The 23835-nt window shown below is 40.9% G+C and carries 21 protein-coding genes, 1 pseudogene and 1 riboswitch; of the genes and pseudogenes, 13 read left to right on the forward strand and 9 right to left on the reverse strand.

The genetic code is table 11. The annotated features are described in order from the left end of the window. Positions 1–54: 54 nt before the first annotated feature. Positions 55–648 carry an ATP-dependent Clp endopeptidase proteolytic subunit ClpP gene (gene clpP / locus AC1Z3S_RS15500; RefSeq protein WP_265458566.1) on the forward strand — a complete coding sequence of 198 codons (594 nt, stop codon included), beginning with the start codon at positions 55–57 and terminating at the stop codon, positions 646–648. Positions 649–705: 57 nt separating this feature from the next. Here clpP and AC1Z3S_RS15505 read toward each other — a convergent pair whose 3' ends face one another. From AC1Z3S_RS15505 to AC1Z3S_RS15515, 3 genes are all read right to left on the reverse strand, one after another. Further along, positions 706–1191, reverse strand: a complete 486-nt coding sequence (locus AC1Z3S_RS15505) for a gamma carbonic anhydrase family protein (protein ID WP_461741111.1) — start codon at positions 1189–1191, stop codon at positions 706–708. A gap of 96 nt (positions 1192–1287) precedes the next feature. After that, complete coding sequence (locus tag AC1Z3S_RS15510; protein ID WP_461736459.1) at positions 1288–3054, reverse strand: ABC transporter ATP-binding protein; 1767 nt, start codon at positions 3052–3054, stop codon at positions 1288–1290. Continuing rightward, entirely contained in the window at positions 3051–4781 is a 1731-nt protein-coding gene (locus tag AC1Z3S_RS15515; protein WP_461741112.1) for an ABC transporter ATP-binding protein, read from the reverse strand. The genes AC1Z3S_RS15510 and AC1Z3S_RS15515 overlap by 4 nt, the downstream gene beginning before the upstream one ends. A 561-nt stretch (positions 4782–5342) precedes the next feature. Here AC1Z3S_RS15515 and AC1Z3S_RS15520 point away from each other — a divergent pair. The 5 genes from AC1Z3S_RS15520 to AC1Z3S_RS15540 all read left to right on the forward strand — a co-directional run bounded on the left by AC1Z3S_RS15520 (position 5343) and on the right by AC1Z3S_RS15540 (position 10146). Continuing rightward, complete coding sequence (locus tag AC1Z3S_RS15520; RefSeq protein WP_265458558.1) at positions 5343–5555, forward strand: DNA-directed RNA polymerase subunit epsilon; 213 nt, start codon at positions 5343–5345, stop codon at positions 5553–5555. A 1-nt stretch (position 5556) separates the two neighbouring features. Beyond that, on the forward strand, positions 5557–7233 hold the full coding sequence (gene rnjA / locus AC1Z3S_RS15525; RefSeq protein WP_265458557.1) for a ribonuclease J1: 1677 nt from the start codon (positions 5557–5559) through the stop codon (positions 7231–7233). Positions 7234–7462: 229 nt separating this feature from the next. Next, positions 7463–7999: a TetR/AcrR family transcriptional regulator gene (locus tag AC1Z3S_RS15530; RefSeq protein WP_265458555.1), complete on the forward strand. Its 537-nt coding sequence runs from the start codon at positions 7463–7465 to the stop codon at positions 7997–7999. Between the two features lie 241 nt (positions 8000–8240). Continuing rightward, complete coding sequence (locus tag AC1Z3S_RS15535) at positions 8241–8819, forward strand: LemA family protein (RefSeq protein ID WP_461741113.1); 579 nt, start codon at positions 8241–8243, stop codon at positions 8817–8819. A 10-nt stretch (positions 8820–8829) separates the two neighbouring features. Beyond that, a complete protein-coding gene (locus AC1Z3S_RS15540; RefSeq protein WP_461741114.1) occupies positions 8830–10146 on the forward strand; it encodes a TPM domain-containing protein in 1317 nt (438 codons plus the stop codon). A 61-nt stretch (positions 10147–10207) separates the two neighbouring features. On the opposite strand, the gene AC1Z3S_RS15545 is transcribed toward AC1Z3S_RS15540, so the two are convergent. The 4 genes from AC1Z3S_RS15545 to AC1Z3S_RS15560 all read right to left on the reverse strand — a co-directional run bounded on the left by AC1Z3S_RS15545 (position 10208) and on the right by AC1Z3S_RS15560 (position 15608). Beyond that, positions 10208–10573, reverse strand: a complete 366-nt coding sequence (locus AC1Z3S_RS15545) for a GNAT family N-acetyltransferase (RefSeq protein ID WP_461741115.1) — start codon at positions 10571–10573, stop codon at positions 10208–10210. A 286-nt stretch (positions 10574–10859) separates the two neighbouring features. Beyond that, positions 10860–13307, reverse strand: coding sequence for a DNA translocase FtsK (locus tag AC1Z3S_RS15550; protein ID WP_461741116.1), 2448 nt, complete (start codon positions 13305–13307; stop codon positions 10860–10862). 116 nt (positions 13308–13423) lie between these two features. After that, positions 13424–14521, reverse strand: coding sequence for an aggregation-promoting factor C-terminal-like domain-containing protein (locus AC1Z3S_RS15555; protein ID WP_461741117.1), 1098 nt, complete (start codon positions 14519–14521; stop codon positions 13424–13426). Positions 14522–14756: 235 nt separating this feature from the next. Further along, positions 14757–15608: a putative ABC transporter permease gene (locus tag AC1Z3S_RS15560; protein ID WP_461741118.1), complete on the reverse strand. Its 852-nt coding sequence runs from the start codon at positions 15606–15608 to the stop codon at positions 14757–14759. Positions 15609–15793: 185 nt separating this feature from the next. Here AC1Z3S_RS15560 and AC1Z3S_RS15565 point away from each other — a divergent pair, with 185 nt between their 5' ends. Continuing rightward, on the forward strand, positions 15794–17533 hold the full coding sequence (locus AC1Z3S_RS15565; RefSeq protein WP_461741119.1) for an ABC transporter ATP-binding protein: 1740 nt from the start codon (positions 15794–15796) through the stop codon (positions 17531–17533). Beyond that, positions 17523–19268, forward strand: a complete 1746-nt coding sequence (locus AC1Z3S_RS15570; RefSeq protein WP_461741120.1) for an ABC transporter ATP-binding protein — start codon at positions 17523–17525, stop codon at positions 19266–19268. Before AC1Z3S_RS15565 ends, AC1Z3S_RS15570 begins: the two co-directional genes overlap by 11 nt. Before the next feature lie 83 nt (positions 19269–19351). On the opposite strand, the gene AC1Z3S_RS15575 is transcribed toward AC1Z3S_RS15570, so the two are convergent. After that, entirely contained in the window at positions 19352–20299 is a 948-nt protein-coding gene (locus AC1Z3S_RS15575) for an alpha/beta hydrolase (protein WP_461741121.1), read from the reverse strand. Positions 20300–20442: 143 nt separating this feature from the next. On the opposite strand from AC1Z3S_RS15575, the pseudogene AC1Z3S_RS15580 reads away from it, so the two are divergent. Next, positions 20443–20789: pseudogene (locus AC1Z3S_RS15580) on the forward strand (zinc-binding dehydrogenase); the annotation flags it as partial. A gap of 40 nt (positions 20790–20829) precedes the next feature. On the opposite strand, the gene AC1Z3S_RS15585 reads toward AC1Z3S_RS15580, so the two are convergent. Further along, entirely contained in the window at positions 20830–21357 is a 528-nt protein-coding gene (locus AC1Z3S_RS15585; protein ID WP_461741122.1) for a folate family ECF transporter S component, read from the reverse strand. A 34-nt stretch (positions 21358–21391) separates the two neighbouring features. Beyond that, positions 21392–21491, reverse strand: a riboswitch (THF riboswitch). A gap of 173 nt (positions 21492–21664) precedes the next feature. Here AC1Z3S_RS15585 and AC1Z3S_RS15590 point away from each other — a divergent pair. The 4 genes from AC1Z3S_RS15590 to AC1Z3S_RS15605 are packed head-to-tail and all read left to right on the forward strand — an operon-like array spanning position 21665 to position 23831. After that, complete coding sequence (locus AC1Z3S_RS15590; RefSeq protein WP_461741123.1) at positions 21665–22039, forward strand: GntR family transcriptional regulator; 375 nt, start codon at positions 21665–21667, stop codon at positions 22037–22039. Next, the gene (locus tag AC1Z3S_RS15595; protein ID WP_461741124.1) at positions 22039–22890 is read left to right on the forward strand and encodes an ATP-binding cassette domain-containing protein; all 852 of its coding nucleotides are present in this window, start codon (positions 22039–22041) and stop codon (positions 22888–22890) included. The genes AC1Z3S_RS15590 and AC1Z3S_RS15595 overlap by 1 nt, the downstream gene beginning before the upstream one ends. Further along, positions 22887–23543: an ABC-2 transporter permease gene (locus AC1Z3S_RS15600; RefSeq protein ID WP_461741125.1), complete on the forward strand. Its 657-nt coding sequence runs from the start codon at positions 22887–22889 to the stop codon at positions 23541–23543. Before AC1Z3S_RS15595 ends, AC1Z3S_RS15600 begins: the two co-directional genes overlap by 4 nt. Positions 23544–23576: 33 nt before the next feature. Then, complete coding sequence (locus tag AC1Z3S_RS15605; RefSeq protein ID WP_461741126.1) at positions 23577–23831, forward strand: hypothetical protein; 255 nt, start codon at positions 23577–23579, stop codon at positions 23829–23831. Positions 23832–23835: the final 4 nt, after the last annotated feature.

Consider the following 23835-nt stretch of genomic DNA (forward strand, 5'->3'; position numbering starts at 1 on the left):
TCTGCCAACTTTGTGGTAAACTACTTTTGAACGAATCAAAGGAGGACCTTACAAATGAATTTAATTCCTACAGTTATTGAACAATCATCCCGTGGGGAACGTGCTTATGATATTTACTCACGCTTATTAAAAGATCGTATTATTATGTTGAGCGGCCCAATTGATGACAATGTGGCAAACTCAGTGATTGCCCAATTGCTTTTCTTGGACGCACAGGATTCTGAAAAAGATATTTATATTTATATCAATTCCCCTGGTGGTAGCGTCTCAGCCGGCTTGGCCATTTTTGACACGATGAACTTTGTCAAAGCTGACGTGCAAACCATCGTCTTAGGGATGGCAGCATCGATGGGTAGTTTTTTGTTGACAGCTGGTACTAAAGGCAAACGTTTTGCTTTGCCAAACGCTGAAATCATGATTCACCAACCACTTGGCGGTGCCCAAGGACAAGCTACTGAAATCGAAATAGCGGCTCGTCACATCTTAAAAACCCGTGAACGTTTAAATAAAATTTTAGCGGAACGGACTGGTCAGCCATTAGAAGTAATCGAAAAAGATACCGATCGGGATAACTTTATGACAGCTGAAGAAGCTAAAGCTTATGGCTTGATTGATGAAGTCATGGAAAACAGCGGTAAATTGAAATAAACAAGTTAGATTAAATAAAAAACCTCCTTCGTAAAAATGCGAAGGAGGCTTTTTTTATTAATCCGTAATTTCTTCGTAACGCTGTGCCAGATATTCATAGCCGGCTTCAACATAATGTCGAGAGTTAGCAAGATTTTTGGCAATTTCTTCTTCAGTTAATTGACGAATCACTTTGGCTGGTCGGCCGAAAGCTAAGGAATTCGGCGGAATCACAGTTCGTTCTGTCACCAGAGAGCCTGCGCCAATCAAAGAATTTTCACCGATGACAGCATCGTTTAAAATCGTGGTACCCATGCCAATCAGAGCGCCGTTTTCAACGGTGCAGCCGTGGATAATACAGCTGTGGCCAATCGTCACATCGTCGCCAACAACGACCGGCGAATTAGTATCCACATGAACGACGGTACCATCTTGAACATTGGTCCGATCACCGATTTTTATCGTATTATAATCGCCGCGAATGACCGCCTGAAACCACACAGTCACCTCATCACCTAGAGTTACTTTTCCAACTACATCAGCACTTTTTGCAATATAGCGCATATTAAACTCCTTTCAGAATAAACGAAATTTTTTTTAAGAACTGCTTATAGTTTACCCTATTTAAAACAAAAAAAGAAGTCCGCAGACTTCTTTTTGCTAGTCATAATCCCCTTCTTCAGCGAATTGACTATTGTATAATTTTTCGTAAAAGCCGCCTTCAGCCAGCAAGCTTTCATGGGTGCCTTTTTCAATAATTTCCCCTTGGTTCATGACTAAAATTAAATCAGCATCGCGAATCGTTGATAGGCGGTGGGCAATCACAAAACTAGTGCGCCCCTCCATCACCCGATCCATCGCCTTTTGAATCAAAGCCTCCAAACGAGTATCCACTGAAGAGGTTGCTTCATCCAAAATTAAAATTTTTGGATCAGAAATAATTGCCCGGGCAATCGTCAACAATTGCTTTTGCCCTAAAGAGACATTATCCCCTTCTGAGTTAATCATCATCTCGTAACCATCAGGCATCGTGCGGATAAAGTGATCGACATTGGCAGTTTTAGCGGCATCGACAACTTCATAATCGGTCGCATCCAATTTACCAAAACGAATATTATCGGCAATGCTGCCGGCATACAGCCAAGCATCTTGTAGTACCATGCCGAAAACTGAACGTACATCGCTGCGGTTCATGGCCTTCGTATCGACACCGTCAACTCTAATTGCACCGGAATCAACATCGTAAAAGCGCATCAATAAATTAATCAGCGTCGTTTTACCGGCGCCGGTTGGTCCGACAATCGCTACCGTTTGTCCAGCCTTCACTTCAAAGTTCAAATCTTTAATTAAAGGTTTTTTCGGATCATAACTAAAGGCCACATGGTCAAAGACAACATTGCCTTCTAAAGGTTGCGGCAACGGTAAATCGACGTCATTTTGAATTTCCTCTGGTTCATCTAAAATTTCAAAAACCCGATTTGTTGAAGCCGAAGCACTTTGGAGCATCGAAGACAGCTGCGTAATATTCCCCATTGGCTGAGATACTTGCCAAATATATTGGATAAAGGCCTGTAACTGTCCGACTACAATGATGCCGCCAATTACAAAATAACTACCGAGTACAGCCATCCCAATATAAGTTGCGTAGGCCGTTAATTGCACTAAGGGCATCATCAAACCAGAAATAAAGGTTGCTCTAAAACCAAAATGCTGCAGGCGACCGTTAACTTTTTTGAAACCTTCTAAAGTTTCTTTTTCCCGCCCGTATAATTTCAAGACGCTAAAGCCGGTCATATTCTCTTGAACATACCCATTTAAATCCCCTAAAGCATTTTGCATGTTTTGGAAATACTTTTGCGAAATTCGAACAATCGTCCGGCTGATAAGTAACGATGCCGGAATCATAATCATCGAAATCAGCGCCATAATCCAGTTGATATAAAACATCATTGCCAGCGCCATCACAATACTCAACAAGGCTGAAACAATGTTGATAACAGCCTGCTGCATAGCACCGCTGACAGCATCGACATCATTGGTAACCCGTGACAAGACATTTCCCTGTTGATGGGTGTCAAAATAAGAAACCGGCAGACGATTAATTTTTTCGTCGATATCTGTCCGCAAATCCTTCATTGAATTTTGAACGACATTGGCCATCAAAACCCCTGATAATAATTGGGCGATACAATAGACGACACCGATAATCGCAATCCAAATCAAACACATAATCACGTAATCGAAGTCTAGCGGTTCCCCAGCCAAGACATTCGCTGTAATCCGTGTAATTGGTAAACCAGTCACATAGGGCATCAAAGCGTTCGAAGCGACTGTGACTACAACAAAAAACAAGACCGAGTAAAAGGTCATTTTATAAGGTTTTACATAAATCCATAAGCGTTTTAAAGAAGAAAATGATTTTGTCATGCCAATTCCTCCTCTGAAAGCTGGGATGCGGCAATATCATAATAAATACTGCTGCTCTTTAATAATTCTTCATGGGTGCCTTCGCCGACAACCTTACCTTCATTTAAGACGATAATTTTATCTGCGTGCATGATGGTTCCTACCCGCTGTGCCACAATCAACACAGTGGATTCTGTCGTTTCTTTTTTCAAACGGGCCCGCAGTTTGGCATCCGTTTGGTAATCCAAAGCTGAGAAACTATCATCGAAGACATAAATTTCCGGCCGGCGAATCACAGCCCGAGCAATCGCCAAACGTTGCTTTTGACCACCAGAAAAGTTCGAGCCACCTTCGGATAATTCTTCATCATAGCCTAAAGCTTTTTGGCTGATAAAATCAGAGGCTTGCGCAATGTCTGCCGCGGCTTCCATTTCCTCCATGGTTGCATCTTCTTTTCCGTAGCGAAGATTATCGGCAATTGTGCCAGTAAACAAAATCGCTTTTTGGGGAATGTAGCCGATTTTTTGGCGCAAGGCCCGCAAGCTATATTCTTCAACATTAACGCCATCAATTAAAATTTCTCCCTCGGTGACATCATAAAAGCGAGGAATTAATTGAATCAGCGTTGATTTTCCGCTACCGGTACTGCCAATAAAGGCGACCGTTTCGCTAGGGCTCGCCGTAAAGCTGACATTGCGAATCACTGGTGATTCTGAATGCCCCGGATAAGCAAACGTTACATTATTAAATTCGATGTAGCCATGTTTTTCCGTGGTGGTAACGCCAGCGGCATCATCTTTAATCGCCGGATTGGCATCCAACGCTTCTTGAATCCGTTTCGCGGAAACTGCCGCCCGCGGATACATCATAAAGATGCTGGCAAACATCATAAATGAAAACAAAGCATGGAAAATATATTCAATAAAGGCAATCAAGTCCCCGACTTGGATAGCCCCTGAATCAATTTGCACAGCACCGTTCCAAATGATAATGACCATTACAATATTAAATAGGAAATAAAAACCCGGTTGGGCAACCGCCATCAAGCGGAATAAACTTTTCGAGCTTTGGGTATATTGGTCATTGACCACTTCAAAGCGATCTTCTTCAAATTTTTCATTGACGAAGGCCCGAACAACCCGCAAGCCAGATAAGTTTTCTCTTAAAATACCATTGATGCTATCAAGATTTTTTTGCTGTTTAGTAGACAATGGCTCAGAAAATTTAGCAATCAATAATACTGAAACCAATAGCACCGGTAGAGCCAGCAACACATACATCCCTAAAGAGGCGCTGCTGCGCATGACCATATATAAACTAACGACAAACATCATCGGCGTCATAAAACCCGTCCGCAAAATATTTTGCATAAAGAGCATGATTTGATACGCATCATTTGTTGTTCTGGTAATCAATGATGAGACACCCAGACGTTCATATTCTAAATGTGAATACGTTTGGATTTTAGCAAATAAATCATTGCGAATTTCCTGGACGATATTCGTTGTGATGCGGGCGCTAAAATAGCCCAGTAAAATATTCATCACAATCCCAACCACGACAATGGCAATCATCCACAGGCCTTGGCGCTTGATGTAGTCAAAATCATTATTGGCCATTCCAACGTCAATCATTCTTGCTAAAATAGTTGGCAGACCCAACTCAATTAAAATAAAGCCAAACACACAAATGAAATCTCCTAGGAGTAATTTTTTGTTGCGCATGGTATACTGCCACATTAATTTCATTCGTTTATTACTCTCCTTTTCAACTTCCAGACGCCCTGTCTGTCATCCCCTTTCTCAAACAGGCCCATCCGCTGATTCAAATTTCCCCAGATGATCCAGAATTTTATTGATCAAATGAAAAAAGTCCGTTTATCCCCACTATACCACACGAATTTTTCAATGGCTATCTTCTTTTAGCTTACTTTCTATACTTCTTTCATTAACTATGATAGAATTAGCCTAACTATTTGACACACTCGGTGAATAAGAAATTCCTACATCAAAGAAAGTAATCCAAGACTTTCCTTCAGTGATTAGCTGGCCCTCATCACTGAAAATAACTCAAATGGATATGCCATAAGTCGACTGACAAGCTGGCTGTCTGCAAAAATAAAATTTTGCCTTGAGAATCCCAAAAATTCTCTGTTGCTATTTCCTTTTATTTTGCAGCGCTACAAAGCTTAGCTTTTTTTCCGCTTTCGATTCTGTTTTGACTTATGTCACAACGGTTTTGCATGTAGCTTTTTTATTGTGAACTGAAAATTAAAAAATTTGCCAATTTTGGCTGAAGGAGAATACTTTATGATTTACAAAGTTTTTTATCAAGAAAGCAAAGAAAGAAACCCAAAACGGGAAGAAACCCAATCGCTTTACATCGAAGCAGATACAGAAGTCGAAGCTCGTCAACGTGTTGAAGAAAACACCCCATACAATATTGAATTTCTTCAAGGATTAACGGGTAACCATCTCGATTACGAAAAAGAAAATACAGAATTCAAATTGGTGGACTTCTAATATGAAACCTTCCATAAAAAACAACGAGACGGGCGTTTTTGCCATTGGTGGTCTTGGTGAAATTGGGAAGAACACGTATGGGGTACAATTCCAAGATGAAATCATCATTATTGATGCCGGTATTAAATTTCCAGAAGACGATTTATTAGGGATTGATTACGTCATTCCCGATTACAGCTATATCGTCAACAATATCCAAAAAGTCAAAGCTTTAGTCATCACCCACGGCCACGAAGATCATATCGGTGGCGTACCGTATCTTTTAAAGCAAGCTAATATCCCAATTTATGCTGGCCCTTTAGCGCTAGCTTTAATTACGAATAAATTAGATGAACATGGTCTATTGCGGGATGCTGAATTACATGAAATTAATGAAGACACCATTTTGCGCTTCCGTAAAACGTCGATTAGTTTCTTTAGAACAACCCACAGTATTCCAGATGCCTTGGGTGTTGTTGTCAAAACTCCATCCGGCAATGTCGTAGCTACGGGAGACTTCAAATTTGATTTCACACCGGTGGGAGAACCGGCCAATCTTCACAAGATGGCCCGTATCGGTGAAGAAGGCGTCCTTTGTTTACTATCAGATAGTACCAACGCAGAAATTCCGACCTTTACAAAATCAGAAAAAACAATTGGCGCATCTATTTTAAAAATCTTTGAAAAAATTGATGGCCGCATTATTTTTGCCAGCTTCGCCTCCAATATTTTCCGGTTGCAACAAGCAGCCGATGCCGCTGTTGCCACCGGCCGTAAAATTGCCGTCTTTGGTCGCAGTATGGAAAATGCGATTGTAAATGGCCAACGCCTCGGCTACATCAATGTCCCCGATGGTACTTTTGTTGAATCCCATGAAATCAATCGGATGCCAGCAAATGAAACAATGATTTTATGTACCGGTTCTCAAGGTGAACCAATGGCGGCTTTAAGTCGAATTGCCAACGGTACCCACCGGCAAATTCAAATACAACCGGATGATACGGTGATTTTTTCTAGCTCGCCGATTCCTGGCAATACCACCAGTGTTAACCAGCTGATTAATTTATTATCAGAGGCTGGTGCCAACGTAATTCACGGAAAAATTAACAATATTCATACCTCTGGTCACGGTGGCCAAGAGGAACAAAAATTGATGCTGCGCTTAATGAAGCCAAAATATTTTATGCCAGTCCACGGGGAATTTCGGATGTTGAAAATCCATACCCAATTGGCCCAAGATACCGGCGTGCCAGCTGAAAATTGTTTTATCATGGGCAACGGCGATGTTTTAGCTCTGACAGCAGACTCTGCTCGCCAAGCTGGCCATTTTAATGCCAGTGACGTCTATGTTGACGGCAGCGGCATTGGCGATATCGGCAATGTGGTCTTACGGGACCGCCGTATTTTATCTGAAGAAGGCTTAGTCTTAGTAGTAGCGACTATCGATATCGCTAAAAAAGAAATTTTAGCCGGTCCAGATATTTTATCCCGTGGCTTTGTCTACATGCGGGAATCAGGCGATATGATTAATACCGGTCAACGGTTATTGTTTAACGCACTAAGAGAAGCTCTTAAAGAAACAGATTGCACCGAACAAAAATTACGAGATGTCATGACGGAAACCATCCAGCCTTTCTTGTTTGAACAAACAGAACGGCACCCGATGATTCTTTCAATGGTCATGACACCAGATAATTAATCAACTTTGGAAAAACTGTCACAATCTATGACAGTTTTTCTTTTTTTTGTCCCGATTGATAAATCCTATATATATATTTATCATAAAAAAACCACCAAATTATATTAAGTGAAGAAAAAAGATTAAATAATGCCAATAAATGTGATAAAATTACTTTAAGAGATAAAAGTCTCTACGTATTGAAAAATTTTGAACGTTTTGGGTGTTGTTGTATCAAAGGAGGTTTATTATGGTCAGAACTAAAAAGATTTATCGGGAGCACTTATTAAATGGTGCTTATCAACTGGTTGTTGCAGAAGGTTTTAAAAATTTCCATGCACGGAATGTCGCTAAACAAATCAAGTGCTCGACGCAGCCAATCTATCGTGAATTTACGAACTTGACAGAGTTCAAGGATAGCCTCTGTGATTTTATCATCGCCAAAATTGAAAATTATTTTAAAAAGAATAGCATCACCTCTCTAGAAGGATTGTCTGCTACTGTTAGCTCCTATGCCAAAAAATATCCTAAAGAATTTTTGCGGTTTTTCGTTGAAGATGCAGAATGCAGTATGCGGGTGGAGGGTTATATCCGTGGCTACTTCAACCAAATTGCCAAGGAACAGCACGACTATGACAGTTTAGAAGAAGATGAGCGCAATGCTATGTTTCAAATGTTTTGGTATTATATTGTCGGCAAAGGTTCGTTAATTGCTTATCAAGATCGTGAAATTCCTGACACCAAGGTTTTCTTAGAAAAAATTGAGACACTTTATATTTTAGAATAGTCGTCTTGCCAAGACACACAATACACGAACCTCAAAATTTAATGCATTCCCCCTTGAGTAGCCGGCCTCTGTCAATAGTTGCCGCCTCACGGGTTAGACTAAGACAACGTGCAACAAATTGTCTTAGTCTTTTTTTTCTACTCCTAAAGACTGATGTTAGTTTTTTTTATTCTGATATTATTAAATCATTCCACTAAAATTCAAGCACCTGCTGACAGTGGAACGAAAGGGATGAAAAAATATGAAAAAAAGTAAAACGGGATGGATTATTTTAGGGGTCGTTGCAGTCGTTATCATTGCAATTGGCGGTTACTTTGTCACCACTTACAACTCCTTGGCTCGAGCAGAGAATAACGTGGATGCCACTTGGTCGCAAGTAGAAAATGTGATGCAACGGCGGGCTGATTTGATTCCAAATCTAGTGAGTAGTGTCCAAGGAAGCATGGATCATGAAAGCGAGATTATTCAAACGATTACCGAAGCCCGCAAGTCCTTTGATGATGCCACAACACCAGAGGAACAAATTGCCGCCAATGACCAACTGGAACAAAGCGTTGGGACTTTAGTAAACGTGATTCAAGAAAGCTATCCAGAGTTAAGCTCCAATGAAAATGTTAAAACCTTAATGACGCAACTAGAAGGTAGTGAAAACCGCATTGCTGTTGAGCGGAAAAATTATATTGACGAAGTGCAAACTTATAATCAACAATTAATTGCTTTTCCTAAAAATATTGTCGCCGGTTTGTTAGGCTTTGATAAAAAAGCCAACTTTGCCGCCGAAGAAGGTGCTGACCAAGCTCCAGATGTCAGCTTCAATTGAGGTGAAGCAGATGAAAAATAGACAGACTTCCCAAGATGCTGCTGCTTTAAATCAGCAGGTAGTAACGAATTACCATCATCTGCGGCGGCGTAGTTTGATTGCCGCTGGTCTGTTTTTAATTGCTTTAGTTGTCAGTGGTTTTATCTTTTTTAGAACTGCTGTCAACAATACTTCATATCAAAACAGACTGTCAGACTACTCACAACAATTAGATACACTGTCTGAACAGCGCCAGGGCATTTTAGATGGCACAATTGAGTCTGAGACGATTGATTTTGATCAGACGCTAGAGGATAATCTAGCTAATCTCAAAGATTATCCCAGCAATGAAGACAACTATCAGGTTCCTATCGATGGCACAAATATTACCTTAGCCATCAATCGCAACAATATTTTCGCCACTGACAATGCGGGAATCTTAGACAGTGCAACGAAGGAAAAAATATACAGCTTAAATAAAGAATTGGCTGCCAGTACCAACGGCGCGCAACTGATGGTCGTCACCTTACCAGATTTAGCTGGTGAGGATATTGATGAACTGGCGAATGATATTTTTAATCAGCTGGGAATCGGCAACGCCGAGGAAAGCAATGGCGTCTTGTATTTAGTTGCCGTTGACGACCGAGAATTTCGTCTTGAGGTTGGCTATGGACTGGAGGGCACGATTACTGATAGCTTAGCTAGTGATATTACCGAAGATGATGCCGTGGTTGAAGCCTTTAGAGATGAGGATTACAATACTGGCGTCAATCAAGTGCTGGACGAAACCTTTAATTTGATGAATTCTAAAACCGCTTTGGTGGACTCCAATATCGCACGCATTGAAGACGAGCTGGGCACAGCCAAATTAATTCATTGGCTGCTGATTATCAGCATGCTGCTACTCGCCTTCATTAGTCTATTGATGATTGGCCTTTTGTTAAGAAGTCGCAGCTACTTAAAACATTATCTGCAGGATTATCAGGAAAAAATTTCTGAAGCAAACACTGCTCAGTTATCAACAAGTGCCATTCGCAAAACCGATTTGTTTTATATTTTGAAAAGCGGTCTCTTCTTAGCCCTGACTCTTCAAGGCATACGGCGTGCCGTAATTCAAGGACGGCTCTTGAACACTTACGGAGCCACAGCGAAAGGCTTAGGCCGCGTGCTGATTGGCGACACCTTGTATTCAAGTGACGGGACCATTTTAACAACAGCTTATCTAGCTTCAAACTATAATTCCAGCAACTGGTCCGACAATAATAGCTCTGGTTCTGGTAGCGACGGCTCGTGGGGTTCCTTTGGCGGCGGTTCTTCCGGTGGCGGTGGCTCCTCAGGCGGCTGGTAAAAAATAAAACAAAATTGCCACTGATGAGGTTGTTTCAGCTCTTCCATCAGCGGCAATTTTTTTATTTCAATTTGAAAAGCATCACGCTTTCCCCTTCGACAATTTCACCGGTCTTATAAAAGCCAGCTGTTTCATATAAATGAATTGCAGCTTGATTGTCCGGTTCAACACTTAAGGCCAATATCTCTGTTAGACCTTGAGCTTTCTCTCTGACAATTTCAAGGATGGCCAGTAAAGCTAATCTGCCATAGCCCTTGCCTTGAAAACGGGCATCTATTAGAAAATGCCAGATATTATACATCCGGTCCTCTTCATCAAAAATAATTGAGACGTAACCAATCAGTTCCTCGGCTAAATAAATGCCATAGGGATTGACGAAATCCCGCATAACATAGGCATAGGCCAAGCTGTTACAGGTGCTCGCCACGTAGCTCTCTTGACTTTTTTACACAGTCAAAGCCAAAATCTGGTCGATATTTTCCGTGGTAACTGGTGTTAATGTGATATTTGCTTGTGTCATAGAACCTCTTTCTTATCTAATTCAAGTGACGTTGCATAAATTCTTAGCAGCAGCCTGATTTAAATTTTTCTTCATAATGACCACTCCATTCTCTTTACTCATCCCTATTTTAACAAAAATCAACGTAAAAAAAACAAAAAAAATTGTGTCAACTGAATTTTACATCAGCCAACACAATTTTAATCAATTCGGTTTATTCAAAAACCTCCGGCTCATCTGTCTCCGGTTCTTTTTGCAGATAGACTTCCCGCGGCTTACTGCCAACTGAAGGTCCAATCACGCCATTTTCCTCTAGCTCATCAACGATTCTCGCTGCCCGATTATAGCCGATTCTAAAACGCCGCTGTAAAAAAGAAATACTGGCGGTTTGCATATCCACCACCAATTCTTTGGCCGGCTCGTATAAATCGTCTAAAGGATGCTCGCTAGGATTTGAGGTCGGCTCCTCTTCTTCTGTCACCATCATGCTTTCTTGATAGTCAGCTTCTTGTTGATCCGTGACAAACTTAACGACCCGTTCAACTTCATGATCAGAGATAAAGGCTCCTTGTACCCGAATCGGTTTATTTTCACCCATCGGTAAAAAGAGCATATCACCGCGACCTAATAATTTTTCAGCCCCATTGCTGTCAATAATCGTTCGAGAGTCAGTCCCGCTAGAAACCGCAAAGGCAATCCGTGAAGGCACGTTGGCTTTGATGATCCCTGTGATAACATCAACACTTGGTCGTTGCGTCGCTAAAATCATATGAATTCCCGCTGCCCGAGCCATCTGGGCCAAACGAATAATTGCATCCTCGACTTCATTACTGGCCACCATCATCAAGTCAGCTAACTCATCGACAATCACCACAATAAACGGTAAAATCGGATGGTTTTGACCATCCTCAAGATTTTTTTGAGTAATCAGTTCGTTATATCCGCTGATATTACGAACTCCTGTTGCAGCAAATTTTTCGTAACGCTCTTCCATTTCCTTGACCACTTTTTGCAAAGCTTGCGCAGCTTTTCGCGGGTTAGTGACCACCGGCGTTAGCAGATGGGGAATCCCGTTATACACATTTAACTCCACCATTTTCGGATCAATCATCATCAATTTTACTTCATGGGGCTTGGCCCGCATTAAAATACTCGTAATGATTCCGTTAATAGCCACCGATTTCCCGCTACCAGTCGAACCGGCAATCAAAAGGTGGGGCATCTTAGTTAAATCTGCCACCTGAACTAAGCCAGAAATATCTCGACCTAACGGCACTTCCAGAATTTTATCTGGATGATCTGGCTGAGCTTCAATAATATCTCTGAAGGAAACAGTGCTGACAGTCGAATTCGGCACTTCAATACCAATCAGTGATTTTCCTGGAATTGGTGCTTCCATCCGGACATCCTTGGCGGCTAAAGCCAAGGCAATATCGTCAGTAAGATTGACAATCTTGCTGACTTTAACACCAACAGCCGGTTGAATTTCAAATTTTGTCACTGATGGTCCTAGGCTGGCTTTGACCACCCGGGCCTCGACGCCAAAACTTTTGAAGGTATTTTCCAACACGCCGATATTTTCTTCAATTTTTTTGTATTCGCCACTTTGATCCGCTGTCGGAATCGAATCTAACAAGGTGGATGGTGGCAATTGATAATCACGGTCTTCCGGTTCTGCTTGAATCGCAAATTCTAAATCTTCATTATCGGCTTCTTCTGGCTCTTCGTAATGCTTTTGAGCTGATGTTGAAACCGAATTATTTTGAAAGCTATCAATCGGGATTTCCAGCTGCACGGGTACCGGCTCGCTTTCTTCTTCCCGATACATTTCTTGAGCTAATTCTTCACCAGGAGACAACGGCCGCACTTGGTTTTGCTTGCGGCGGGCCACCTCAGCCTCGGCAGCTTCCCGTTGAGCTGCCACTCGTTCGGCTTTTTTTAATTTTCGCTTTTGAGCCCAGCTTAAATCATCATCATCCGTAGCCCCCTCAACAAATGATGGCTCAGCTGGTGCTGCCTTAGTTTTTGCTACTTTTTTTTCAGGAGCTCTTTGCTGTCTAGTTGTTTTTTGTTCTTTCTTTGGATCCCCTTGAAGCCATTCATTGACCTTTTGCAGAAAGTCTAAAATCCGCTGCAGATCCATGCCACTGAAAAGATAAATTCCTATTAGCCAGAATAATAAACAAATGATATAGCTGCCAAAATCAGCCACTAAAAAATGACTGCCGCTGTATAAAACAGCTCCGAGTATACCACCGCCGACATTTGCTGAAATTTGATTGTGGCGGATATCCTGCAACAAAAGATCCCAAGTAATCGTAATAACGTTTCCTTCGGTTTGCATTCCGCTAAATAAGCGGATATGTAGGAAAAGTAAAATTCCCAAAAGAAAAATTGATAAGCCAGCAAGTCGCCGGGGCTTTTTTATTTTGAAGGTTTTGTTTTGCAGAATTAAAAAGCCGCCGTAAATCACTAAGAGCACCGATAAAATCGGATAGGCGTTACCGCCAATTAATCTTAAGCCATTGGCGACCAAGCGACCTAAAAAGCCTAATTGAAATAAACTAAAGCCTGCTAAAAAAATAAAGCCAATGCCAATCAAAATTAGCATCAACTGTTCCTGTTGTTTTTGCTGTTTTTTGGTTTTTCTTTTTTTTGCCATGTCCTTCCCCTCACTTAATCCTTCTCTATTATACATAAAAAACGATGGGAACAAAAGTTTTCCTTTTGACTGTCAGTTAAAAAAAGTGCAAAAAAAAACTGACTTGCGTCAGTTTTTTAATACCAATTATGACTTAGGTGATAAGCTTTTGCAGCCACCCATGAGCCATAACGTTGTTTCACATAATTATCAGCAACCCTCTCTTGATTTTCCGGAGATAAATCGCCGCCAAGATAGCTTAATAATAATTGATAGCGACCATAATGCTGACCACTTGCAGAATAAACAGTATACGAACCGCCCGATTCCTTCATGGCAATCCATTCTTTGGCTGCTAATTCTTCTGCATCAGTAACTGTTGATGAGCCACCAGTTGAACCACTATTATTATTACCATTATTGGTTGAACCAGTTGACCCGCTATTGTTTGTACTAGAATTTGTTTCTGGTTGAGCGACAGGTGTTTCTGCGGCCTGCGCTTGCTCAGCTGCTAAACGATCGGCTTCTGCTTGAGCATCTGCAGCAGCTTGTTCGGCTGCTAAACGATCGGCTTCTGCTTGAGCAGCAATGCGAGCTTCCTCTTCTTCTTTGCTGGCAACAACACCGGCTAAAGCGTCTTGATTATTCGCTAGTTGAACTTTTAAGTCGTTCACCTGTGTGATATAAGCCGCACTTTGAGTTTCCAAGTCTGCCTGATTAGCTTCAAGCTCAGCTTGTGTATCAGCCAATTGCGTTTCTAATTCTTCTAACTTAGCTTGTTCTGTATTCAGGCTTTCAATTTTATCGTTTTCAGCGCTTTGTAAAACAGTCATTGCATAAACACGGTTGACAAAGTCAGTAATACTTTCCGCATCTAGTAACGCTTGCCAATCTCTTTCGCTGGAACCATTTAATTGAATATCCTGCATCCGTTCGGCTACAGCCGCTTTACGCTCTTCAATATTCGCTTTGGTTGTTTCGATATCCCCTTGGGTTTGTACTAATTTTTCTTGGTTATCGGCAACCGAAGTACTTAAAGCATCGATTTGATCTGCAGTTGCTTGCGCTTGATCCATTGCGCCGGTAATTTGTGAGTTGATTGAATCTGCTTGATTGTTTAAATCACTTTCTTGTGAATTTAAATCATCAATTGTATCGGCACCCACAAACATTGGTGAAACCGTACTGGTTAAAAGTAACGCAGATAGTAACACTATGCTTTTTCTTGCTTTCACTAAATCCCACACCTTTCATCAAAGTTTCTCAACTTGATCTCCGCAGTAATTATACAGATTAATAAAAGGTTTTTTGTTGCAGTGAGATTACATTTTGTTACAAAAAAAGCAGAAATCTCCTCGATTGGATTAAAGTTTTTTAAGAGTCTGGAGAACTCCTTAACAAATCAAGGTTTTTCTTAATTTTTCCTTATTTTCTTTCTTGTAACATTCTGGTAACATTTCTGGAAGTTTTTTATTTTTCTCTTTTTTTCAAGAGCAGTTCTTGGATATCTTTAATATTGCTGCGATTTTTATACTTCAAATTGGGAAAGGCCCGCACAATCCGTCGCTGGTTAAAATTGAATTTCGGCAATTTCCCTCTTAAATCCGGATTATTGGTTAAATATTCCTGCCAAGATTTAGCGGCTTCACTCCGTCTTTGACTCAAATCGTTTTGTACATCGGAAATTTGACCAGCAATTTTATCCTTCACATTTCGGACATTCGTCTGCAATTCTTGATGACGAGTTTGGCGGCGAGCTTCAAATTCCGCTTGCGAAGTTTCAATCACCTGTGCAACCTCCTTGGTAACTTTCTTGAAGGACGCCATATTGGTGACTGTATAAGTTAAATCAGCTAAGGTAATGACAATCATAATAATCGGCAGGACGACACCAAAATGAGCGGCCAACCAGCCTTCTGCCATTAAAACCCGGGGATGGATAACTTTGACAATCAAGACACAACCGACACCCCAAAAAAGGGAAACGGGAATTGCCACTCTGCCGTTAATATTTAATGGTACCTTTGAATAATCCCACAAAGAAGCATTAAAAAGTTTTTCCAAAGCAAAACTAGTCACATATTCCAAAACAGTCACCAAGATGGCCGACAAGACATATAATAGAAGCAAATTATTTTGGTAAGGTTCAATAAAATACAAAACTCCTAAAATTCCGAAGCCATAAATTGGTGTAATAGGTCCGATTAAAAAACCTCGATAGACAAAGTGTCCTGCTTTTAAGGAACAATAAACTGTTTCCCACAACCATCCAATAAAAGAATAAATGTAAAATAGCCAGACTACCTTAATAAACTCATCCATATTTTTCTCCAATTTCTATTCTCATTTTAAAACTATTTTAGCAAAAAAATCGAAAAAGTACCCGTTTCAACCTTAAAATATAGCACCGGACTTTCTTTGCCGGAAAAGTTAGTCTACAATAGACGAGTATCTTTCTTCTATTATTATGTAAAACTAAATAATCTGCTGCTGCAAAGGAGTTTAAAATGGTTCAATTATTAAAATATGCCAAAAATTATCGTAAACAAGTGATTCTCGGACCGATTTTCAAATTTTTAGAAGCGGTCTTTGAGCTGTTGCTGCCTCTATTAATGGCTGCCCTAATCGACCAAGGGATTACTGCTGGCAATCGCAGCGAAGTCATCCGCATGACAATTTGGATGATTGTCTTATCGGTCGTCGGCTTGATTTGCGCCATGATTTGCCAATACTACGCTTCCATTGCTTCTCAAGGCTTTGGTACTGAGCTGCGCAATCAATTGATGAACAAAATCAATCATTTTTCCCACAGCCAACTAAATGAATTTGGCACGGATACTTTAATTACCCGCATAACCAGTGATATCAATCAGTTGCAGCTAGCCTTAGCAATGTTGATCCGCCTTGTTATTCGAGCGCCATTTTTAAGTATTGGCTCCGTTGTGATGGCCTTTTATATCAACTGGCAGATGGGATTAATTTTTCTTTTGCTGTTGCCGCTTTTTTGCATTATTTTATTTTTTATTGTCACCAAGACTGTTCCTTTATATCGGCAAGTTCAGCAAAAACTTGACCGGATTAATGAGCTGGTCAGCCAAAATTTAAGCGGGGTCAGAGTAATTCGCGCCTTTGCCCGTCGCAATACTGAAAAAAAGAATTTCAATGAAAGTACAGATGACTTGTCGAAAGTCTATCTGCGGGTCTCAAATATTTCTGCCCTCTTAAGTCCGGCAACTACCTTCATCATGAATATGGGAATTGTCGCCTTACTTTATTTCGGTGGCATTCGGGTTAATATCGGTTCTTTGCAACAAGGAGAAGTCGTTGCGTTAGTTAATTATATGAACCAAATGCTGTTGGCTTTGATTGTCGTTTCCAATTTGGTAGTGATTTTCACCAGAGCAGCCGCCAGCAGCACTCGGGTCAAAGAAGTCCTAGCTAGTGAAAATAATTTAAGTGCTGACGGCAGTCAAGCGAGAGAAACTAGCTCAACAAAAACCCTTTTAGCTTTTCAAAATGTTGACTTTCGCTACACCGCTGATTCTGGTTTGGCTTTAGAAAATATCAGCTTTACGATGGCCAATAATTCCATCTTAGGGATTATCGGTGCTACTGGTAGCGGTAAATCCACTCTTACACAGTTAATTCCCCGCTTCTATGATGCTACAGCTGGGCAAGTGACTTTTGCTGAGATTGATGTTAAAGATTGGTCTTTAACACAACTTCGCAGCCAAGTTGCAATGGTTCCGCAAAAAGCCGTTCTCTTCAATGGAACAATTAGAGAAAATCTGCAGTGGGGGAAAGCCGCTGCCACAGACGAAGAATGCTATCAAGCACTGACCATCGCCCAGTGTCTAGAGTTTGTCCAACAGCTACCTAAAGGGCTCGACACTAAAGTAGAAGAAGGCGGCAAGAACTTTTCCGGCGGCCAACAACAGCGTCTGTGTATTGCCCGTGGCTTAATGGCTCAAAGCCAGCTCTTGATTTTAGACGATTCTTTGAGCGCTCTAGATTACCAAACAGATTTACTTTTACGCCAAGCTTTAAAACGGGATTATCAAGGTGCCGTTATCATCATTTCTCAAAGAGTGCGCTCGATTCAATCGGCTGACCAAATTTTGGTCATGGAAAATGGTCGCTTGGCGGATATTGGCCGCCATTCAGATTTGCTGCAGCAATCAGCGGTCTATCGTGAAATTGTCGCTTCTCAAGCGGAAACCGATCAGGAGGTCAGCGATGAAAACTAAAGGAACTTTTAGCTCATTAAAACGATTTTTACCTTTTTTAATGCCTTATAAAAAAGAAATTATCTCCGCTATTTTCTTGGGAATCATCAGCGGAATCGCGACCGTTTTACTAACTTATGAAATCGGCCACAGTGTTGATCAGCTGATTGGAGTCGGCCAAGTTGACTTTAGCCAACTGGTAGCTATTTTGATGATGTTTGTCGCAATTGTCTTTGTCGCCAGCATCAGTCAATTTTTTATTCAAAAATTAGGCAATAACTTGGCTTATCTTTCCGTTGCTGACTTACGAAAAAAAGTCTTTGAACACCTTAATTTTTTGCCTTTAAAATATTATGACCAAACGCCCCATGGCAATATTGTCAGCCGTTTTACCAACGACATGGATAATATTTCCGTAGCGGCTTCTGCTGTCTTTAATCAATTATTTTCTGGGGCAGCTGTTGTCATTGCCTCCCTTGGATTTATGCTTTATCTTAGCCCAACACTGACCTTGATTGTCTTAGTCACAACACCGATTATTTTTATCGTAAATTGGTTGGTAACGAAGGCCTCACAAGCAAATTTTGGCAACCAGCAACGGATTGTCGGCGAATTATCTGGCTTTATCAGTGAGATGGTCAGCAACCAAAAAATTGTGATTGCCTTTCAAAGAGAACAGCAAAATCAGCAAAATTTTGAAACCATTAATCAGGAATTAAATGTCAAAGGGCAAAAAGCCCAGTTTTCATCCTCCTTGACAAATCCCTTGTCTCGCTTTGTCGATCATGGTGCCTATTTGATGATAGGCTTAATTGGCGGTCTTTTAGTCTTAAATGGCAGCCCAACTGTGACTGTCGGTGTGATTTCAAGTTTTATTATCTATTCCAGTCAGTTTTCCAAACCGTTTATTGAGCTATCAGGTATTACCACGCAAATCCAAACGGCAATTGCCGGCTTGGATCGGGCCTTTGAAATTTTGGACAATTCAGTGGAAAAAGATGATGGACAACTTGTTTTAGAAAAAGTTGCCGGTAAAGTTCACTTTGAAAACGTCGCATTTTCCTATGATCCAAAGCAAAAATTAATCAGTGATTTTAATTTTACCGCTGAACCCGGTGAAACGATTGCGATTGTCGGACGGACTGGTGCAGGCAAATCGACTTTGGTCAATTTGCTGATGCGATTTTATGAGGTTGATCAAGGGAAAATAACTGTTGATGATACGGATATTACCGATTTAAAGCGGGATAATCTGCGGCAACAATTTGGGATGGTGCTACAGGATACTTGGCTCTTTGACGCCAGCATCCGCGAAAATTTACAATTTGGCAATGCTGAAGCTAATGATGAAGCAATTTATCAGGCTCTGAAAAAAACGTACATGTATGATTTTGTTATGCGGTTACCGAAAAAACTCGATAGCATCATCGGTACCTCCGGCTTAAAAATTTCCGAAGGTCAGCGGCAATTGCTAACAATTGCCCGCACCATGTTAAGCAATCCGCCTATGCTTATCTTGGATGAAGCAACAAGTTCTGTCGATACCTTAACAGAAAAAAATATTCAAGCGGCTTTTCTGGCAATGATGGAGGGTAAGACCAGTTTTGTGATTGCCCATCGCCTGTCGACCATAAAAAATGCCGATAAAATTCTGGTGATGGAGCAAGGTCAAATTGTTGAAGCCGGCACCCATGATCATCTATTAAAAATCGATGGTTACTATTCTCAACTTTACCATGCCCAATTTAGCGAATAAATCCATTTTCGATTTATTTACTTAGATAAAGAAAAAAACTCCTTTGCATTAAGCCTATTCGCTTGTTGCAAGGGAGTTTATTTTTATAAAATATTTTTCACGATAAAATTCATGACGTTGGTGACATAAGTTTCTGGATCACTTTCATAGGCCATACCATGGGCAGCACCTACAACAGTTAAGCTTTCCTTCGGAGCATCCGTGGCAGCATAAACTTCTGCTAGCATTTCATAAGGTACGAATGCATCTTGATCGCCGTGAATAAACATAATCGGCCGTTTATTTTTTGCCAATTGTCTGACTGCGGAAGCTTCTTTCAAGCGATAACCCGCCCGTAGATTAGCCACTGTACTGGCTGCATTCATCAAAGGAAATTCCGGCAACTTAAAAATCTGTTTCAATTGAAAGGCTAAAATGTCATGAATCGAGGTATAGCCGCAGTCTTCGACAATACATTTGACATTTTCTGGCAGCTCTTCGCCGGCGGTCATCATAACAGTTGCGCCCCCCATTGAGATTCCAAATAAAACAATTTCACTGTCTGAATCATAACGGACAATTGCCTCCGCCCACTCTTTCACATCCAAGCGATCGTACCAGCCCATCGTCGTATACTCGCCTTCACTGCGGCCGCAACCCCGACAATCGATTGTTAAAATATTGAACCCAAATTGATAAAATTCTCTAGCAAAAGGATACATTGCTTTTTGGTCGGCCATATAACCATGAACCATAATCATCCAGCCGTGGGAACCGCCCTCTTGCAAAAAGGCGGTACCCTTTAACTGCAACCCATCAAAAGAGAGCATTTCCATATTTTTTTTCGGGGTTGTTTCCACCCACTGACTGACTTTGGCTTGGCGGTCTGCCTGCTCTTCTGCGGTACCGCTAGTACCCATCGGTAAATTTGGATTGTTCTGCAGGAAAAATTTATCCCCTCGCTTCATTGCTAAATCATAAAAATAAGTTCCAGCACCAAAATAAGCTGCACCGGAAAGACTGGCAGCGGCTAAAAAATGTTTTGCTTTCATTTGCTTCCCCTCCTCAATTCTCTTCTCTTTATTTTCCCACAGATAGCCTATCTGTGAAAGGAAAAAAATTTGCAAAAAATTCTAGCTGATAACTTCCACTTATTTTAAAAAAAAAATAGTCCACCTTTTTGTAAAACACTTAGAAAAAAATTGGCGGTGCCCATGATGCAGTGGTAACGGCTGTTGGTAAATCAGCCTTTAATGGCGCTGTTGATGCGGTGAGAGCTGGAGCCAGAGTGGTTGCCGTTGGCTTGCCGGTTGAATCAATCGATCTGGGCATCCCTCGGCTTGTTCTTGACGAAATCGAAGTGGTTGGTTCATTAGTCGGCACGATAAAAGATTTAGAAGAAGCGTTCCAATTTGGTGCTGAAGGCAAGATGGTTCCTCAATATCACATGCGGGACATGGAGGACATCAATACAATTTTGAAGAGATGGAAGCCGGTATCATTCGTAGCCGCATGATCCTTGATTTAAGAAATATCGATTAAAAAAAACTGAGCAGTCGGGATGTGGCTGCTCAGTCTTTTTTTATTTAAATAAATTTGCGGTTCTTAACAAACGTTTATAGGGCACACTTTTGGCAACTAGATAAGTAATTGCCACTTGGATTGGAAAAGAAATTGCCGCACTAAGCAGTCGCTGTCCCCAGATAACCCAACTGAAAAACGGTACATGATACATCAGCCCTAACCATAAAGGCGTCAAAAATAATCGGCTGACCAAAAAAACTACCAGCACACAGACGATCGTCCGCTGCCAGGTAATATTTTTCTTATAAAGAAACCAGCCGTAAATACTTCCTTCAACAAAAGCACTGATTGTAAAACCGATAAAAAACGGCGCTTTCCCTAACAGCGTAACGCCGATAAAATCCGCCAGCACTCCACCAATTCCAGACCACAGAGGTCCAAATAAAATGCCCATCATCACCTGAGGGACAAATCCCAAACTTATTCTGAGAAAAGTTGTTTCAACAGAGAACAGTCTAGTCATGACAATCGTCAACGCAATTAAAAGTCCCATAATTGCAATCGAATACGTCGTCAATTTTTTCATTGCAAGCATCTCCTTTTAGAGCTGCTACATGCTATGCAGCGAATGCGAAAACAAAACCGCGGAAAAAAAATCCCTTCGTCCAACGGGCAACATCCCATCCCATCAGCACTTAACGCTTTGTCTCCTACTCTGATATTTTTGGACTTTTGTCCGTTTAGAATATACCACATTTAACTGCTGAGGTATAATTCTTTACTAAACTTTCCAGAAGACTTTTTGGTTTCGTTCGGAATTTTCGGATAAACACTATAAACAGTTGACAACAGAATGCAAATTGTTCTATACTGTTTATAAGGAGTTGTCGACAATGCATTTAATTATTAATCACTCATCGATGGTACCAATCTATGAGCAAATTATTGAACAAATTAAAGAAAATTTGATTTCCGGCGAGCTAAAAGAAAATGATATGCTGCCTTCGATTCGTTCTCTGGCTAAGGATCACAAAATTTCTTCGTTAACGGTCAAGAAGGCCTATGACCAACTAGAGACTGAAGGCTACACGGTGACGGTTCATGGTAAGGGTTCTTTTATTGCCACGAATAATCAAAATCTCGTGCAAGAAGATGTCAACAAAGAAATTGAAACAGCCTTTGAGGCGATTATCACCAAGGCTGAAAAAGCCGGAATTACTAAAAAAGAACTGTTGGAACTATTTGAAATGTTATTGGAGGAATCATAATGTTGTTGGAAGTGAATCATCTCAAAAAAAATTACGGGGACTTTCAGTTGGACTGTTCTCTACAGGTGGAAAATAATCAAGTCGTCGGCCTGATTGGTCGCAATGGTGCCGGCAAAACGACTTTATTTAAAATATTGATGGACTTGGTACCCTATGAAGCGGGTGAAATCAAACTCTTAGGTAAAGAGTTTGCTAGTTTGACAGCGACGGATAAAGAAAAAATCGGCGTCGCCTACTCAGATAGTGGCTTTTCAAAAGATTTGACCTTAAAACAGGTGGCTCAAATCTTAGCTGGTTTTTACCCTGCTTTTCAAAAGGAAAAATTTTTAACGGATTGTCAGGCACAAAAATTAAAACCTAGCCAAAAATTAGCAGAATATTCAACTGGGATGCTGGCAAAATTAAAAATAATTATTGCCACTAGCTTTGGTGCTGATTTATTAATTCTTGATGAGCCGACAGCCGGACTTGATTTGATGGCCCGCAATGACTTATTGCAGCGACTGCACCAGTTTATGGAGGAGGAAAATCACGGGATTTTAATCAGCTCCCATATTTCCAGTGACCTTGAGGGGCTTTGTGATTTCATCTATCTGATTGACGACGGGAAAATTATATTTAAAGAAGAAACTGCCGCTATCACCGACTTCTATGGTGTCGTTAAATTAACACCTGAACAATATCAAGCCATGGAACCGGATTATCTGCTCTTTACAGCTAAGGAAAACTGGGGGTATCAATGCTTAACAGATCAGCGACAATTTTTCTTGGATAATTATCCAAGTGTAGTCGTTGAGAAAGCTACACTAGACAATGTTTTAGAAATTATTTTAGGGAGGGTTGCTGTATGAAAGGGTTAATTATCAAAGATATTGCGTTATTAAACGACCGCCGAAAATTAATCACCTATCTGGCGATTATGCTCCTCTTTAGCTTCAATGTTCAAACAATTCCTTATTTAGCGGTCATTATCATTCCTTTTTTAACAATGACCATTATCATCGGCACCATCGCTATGGATGCTGCGGATAACAGCGAGCGCTTTTTATTCAGCCTGCCGATTTCTCGAAAAATTTATACAAGGGAAAAATACTTGCTGAGTTTCATAGGGGCAGCCGTTGGGTTGATATTGGCTGCTTTATTAATTGTTGCCCTCTTTGCGATTAAACAAAATCCCTTCGATTTACAAAGTTTTGGCTTGGTGCTGTTAGGAGGCCTGCTCTTTGTCAGTGTGTATTTAGCTGTGTCGCTGCCGTTGCAATTAAAATTCCAAGGGGAAAAGAATCAAAGCATCGTCTTGGTGGCGACCATGGGGGTAATCATTGTCATTTTCTTTGGCTTTCAACAACTGCCTCAAGCTTGGCTGGTGAAGGGTCTAGCAATCTTACAAAAAATGATTGAAGAACCGGTTTTATCGGTGATTGTCGTTTTCGGCCTTTGCGTTTTGCTTTTGGGTTGTTCTTACCTAATTGCCAAAAAAATTATGGCTAAAAAAAGTTTTTAAGACTGCTTCTCTTTAGCAAAAGGAGGAATACTGATGACTATCTTTGAATTAGCCGCCTTAGCTTTGTGTTGTTTATGCTTTTTTCTCTGTGGCTACAGTGTCGCTCTCTTAACTCTTTATCAACGCTGGCGCTTGGCTGTTATCGGTATATTCTTTGGAATGTTCTCCCTCGTCTCTTTCTTTTATGTTTTTCGCTATCAGTTTTACCCGATAGCGTTGACTATCTATTTTGGATTTAGTTTATTTTCCGCGGTTTTTTTCAACCGCCGCCTGAAAAAATGGCTTTAACAAA

Source organism: Enterococcus sp. LJL90 (assembly GCF_056924355.1).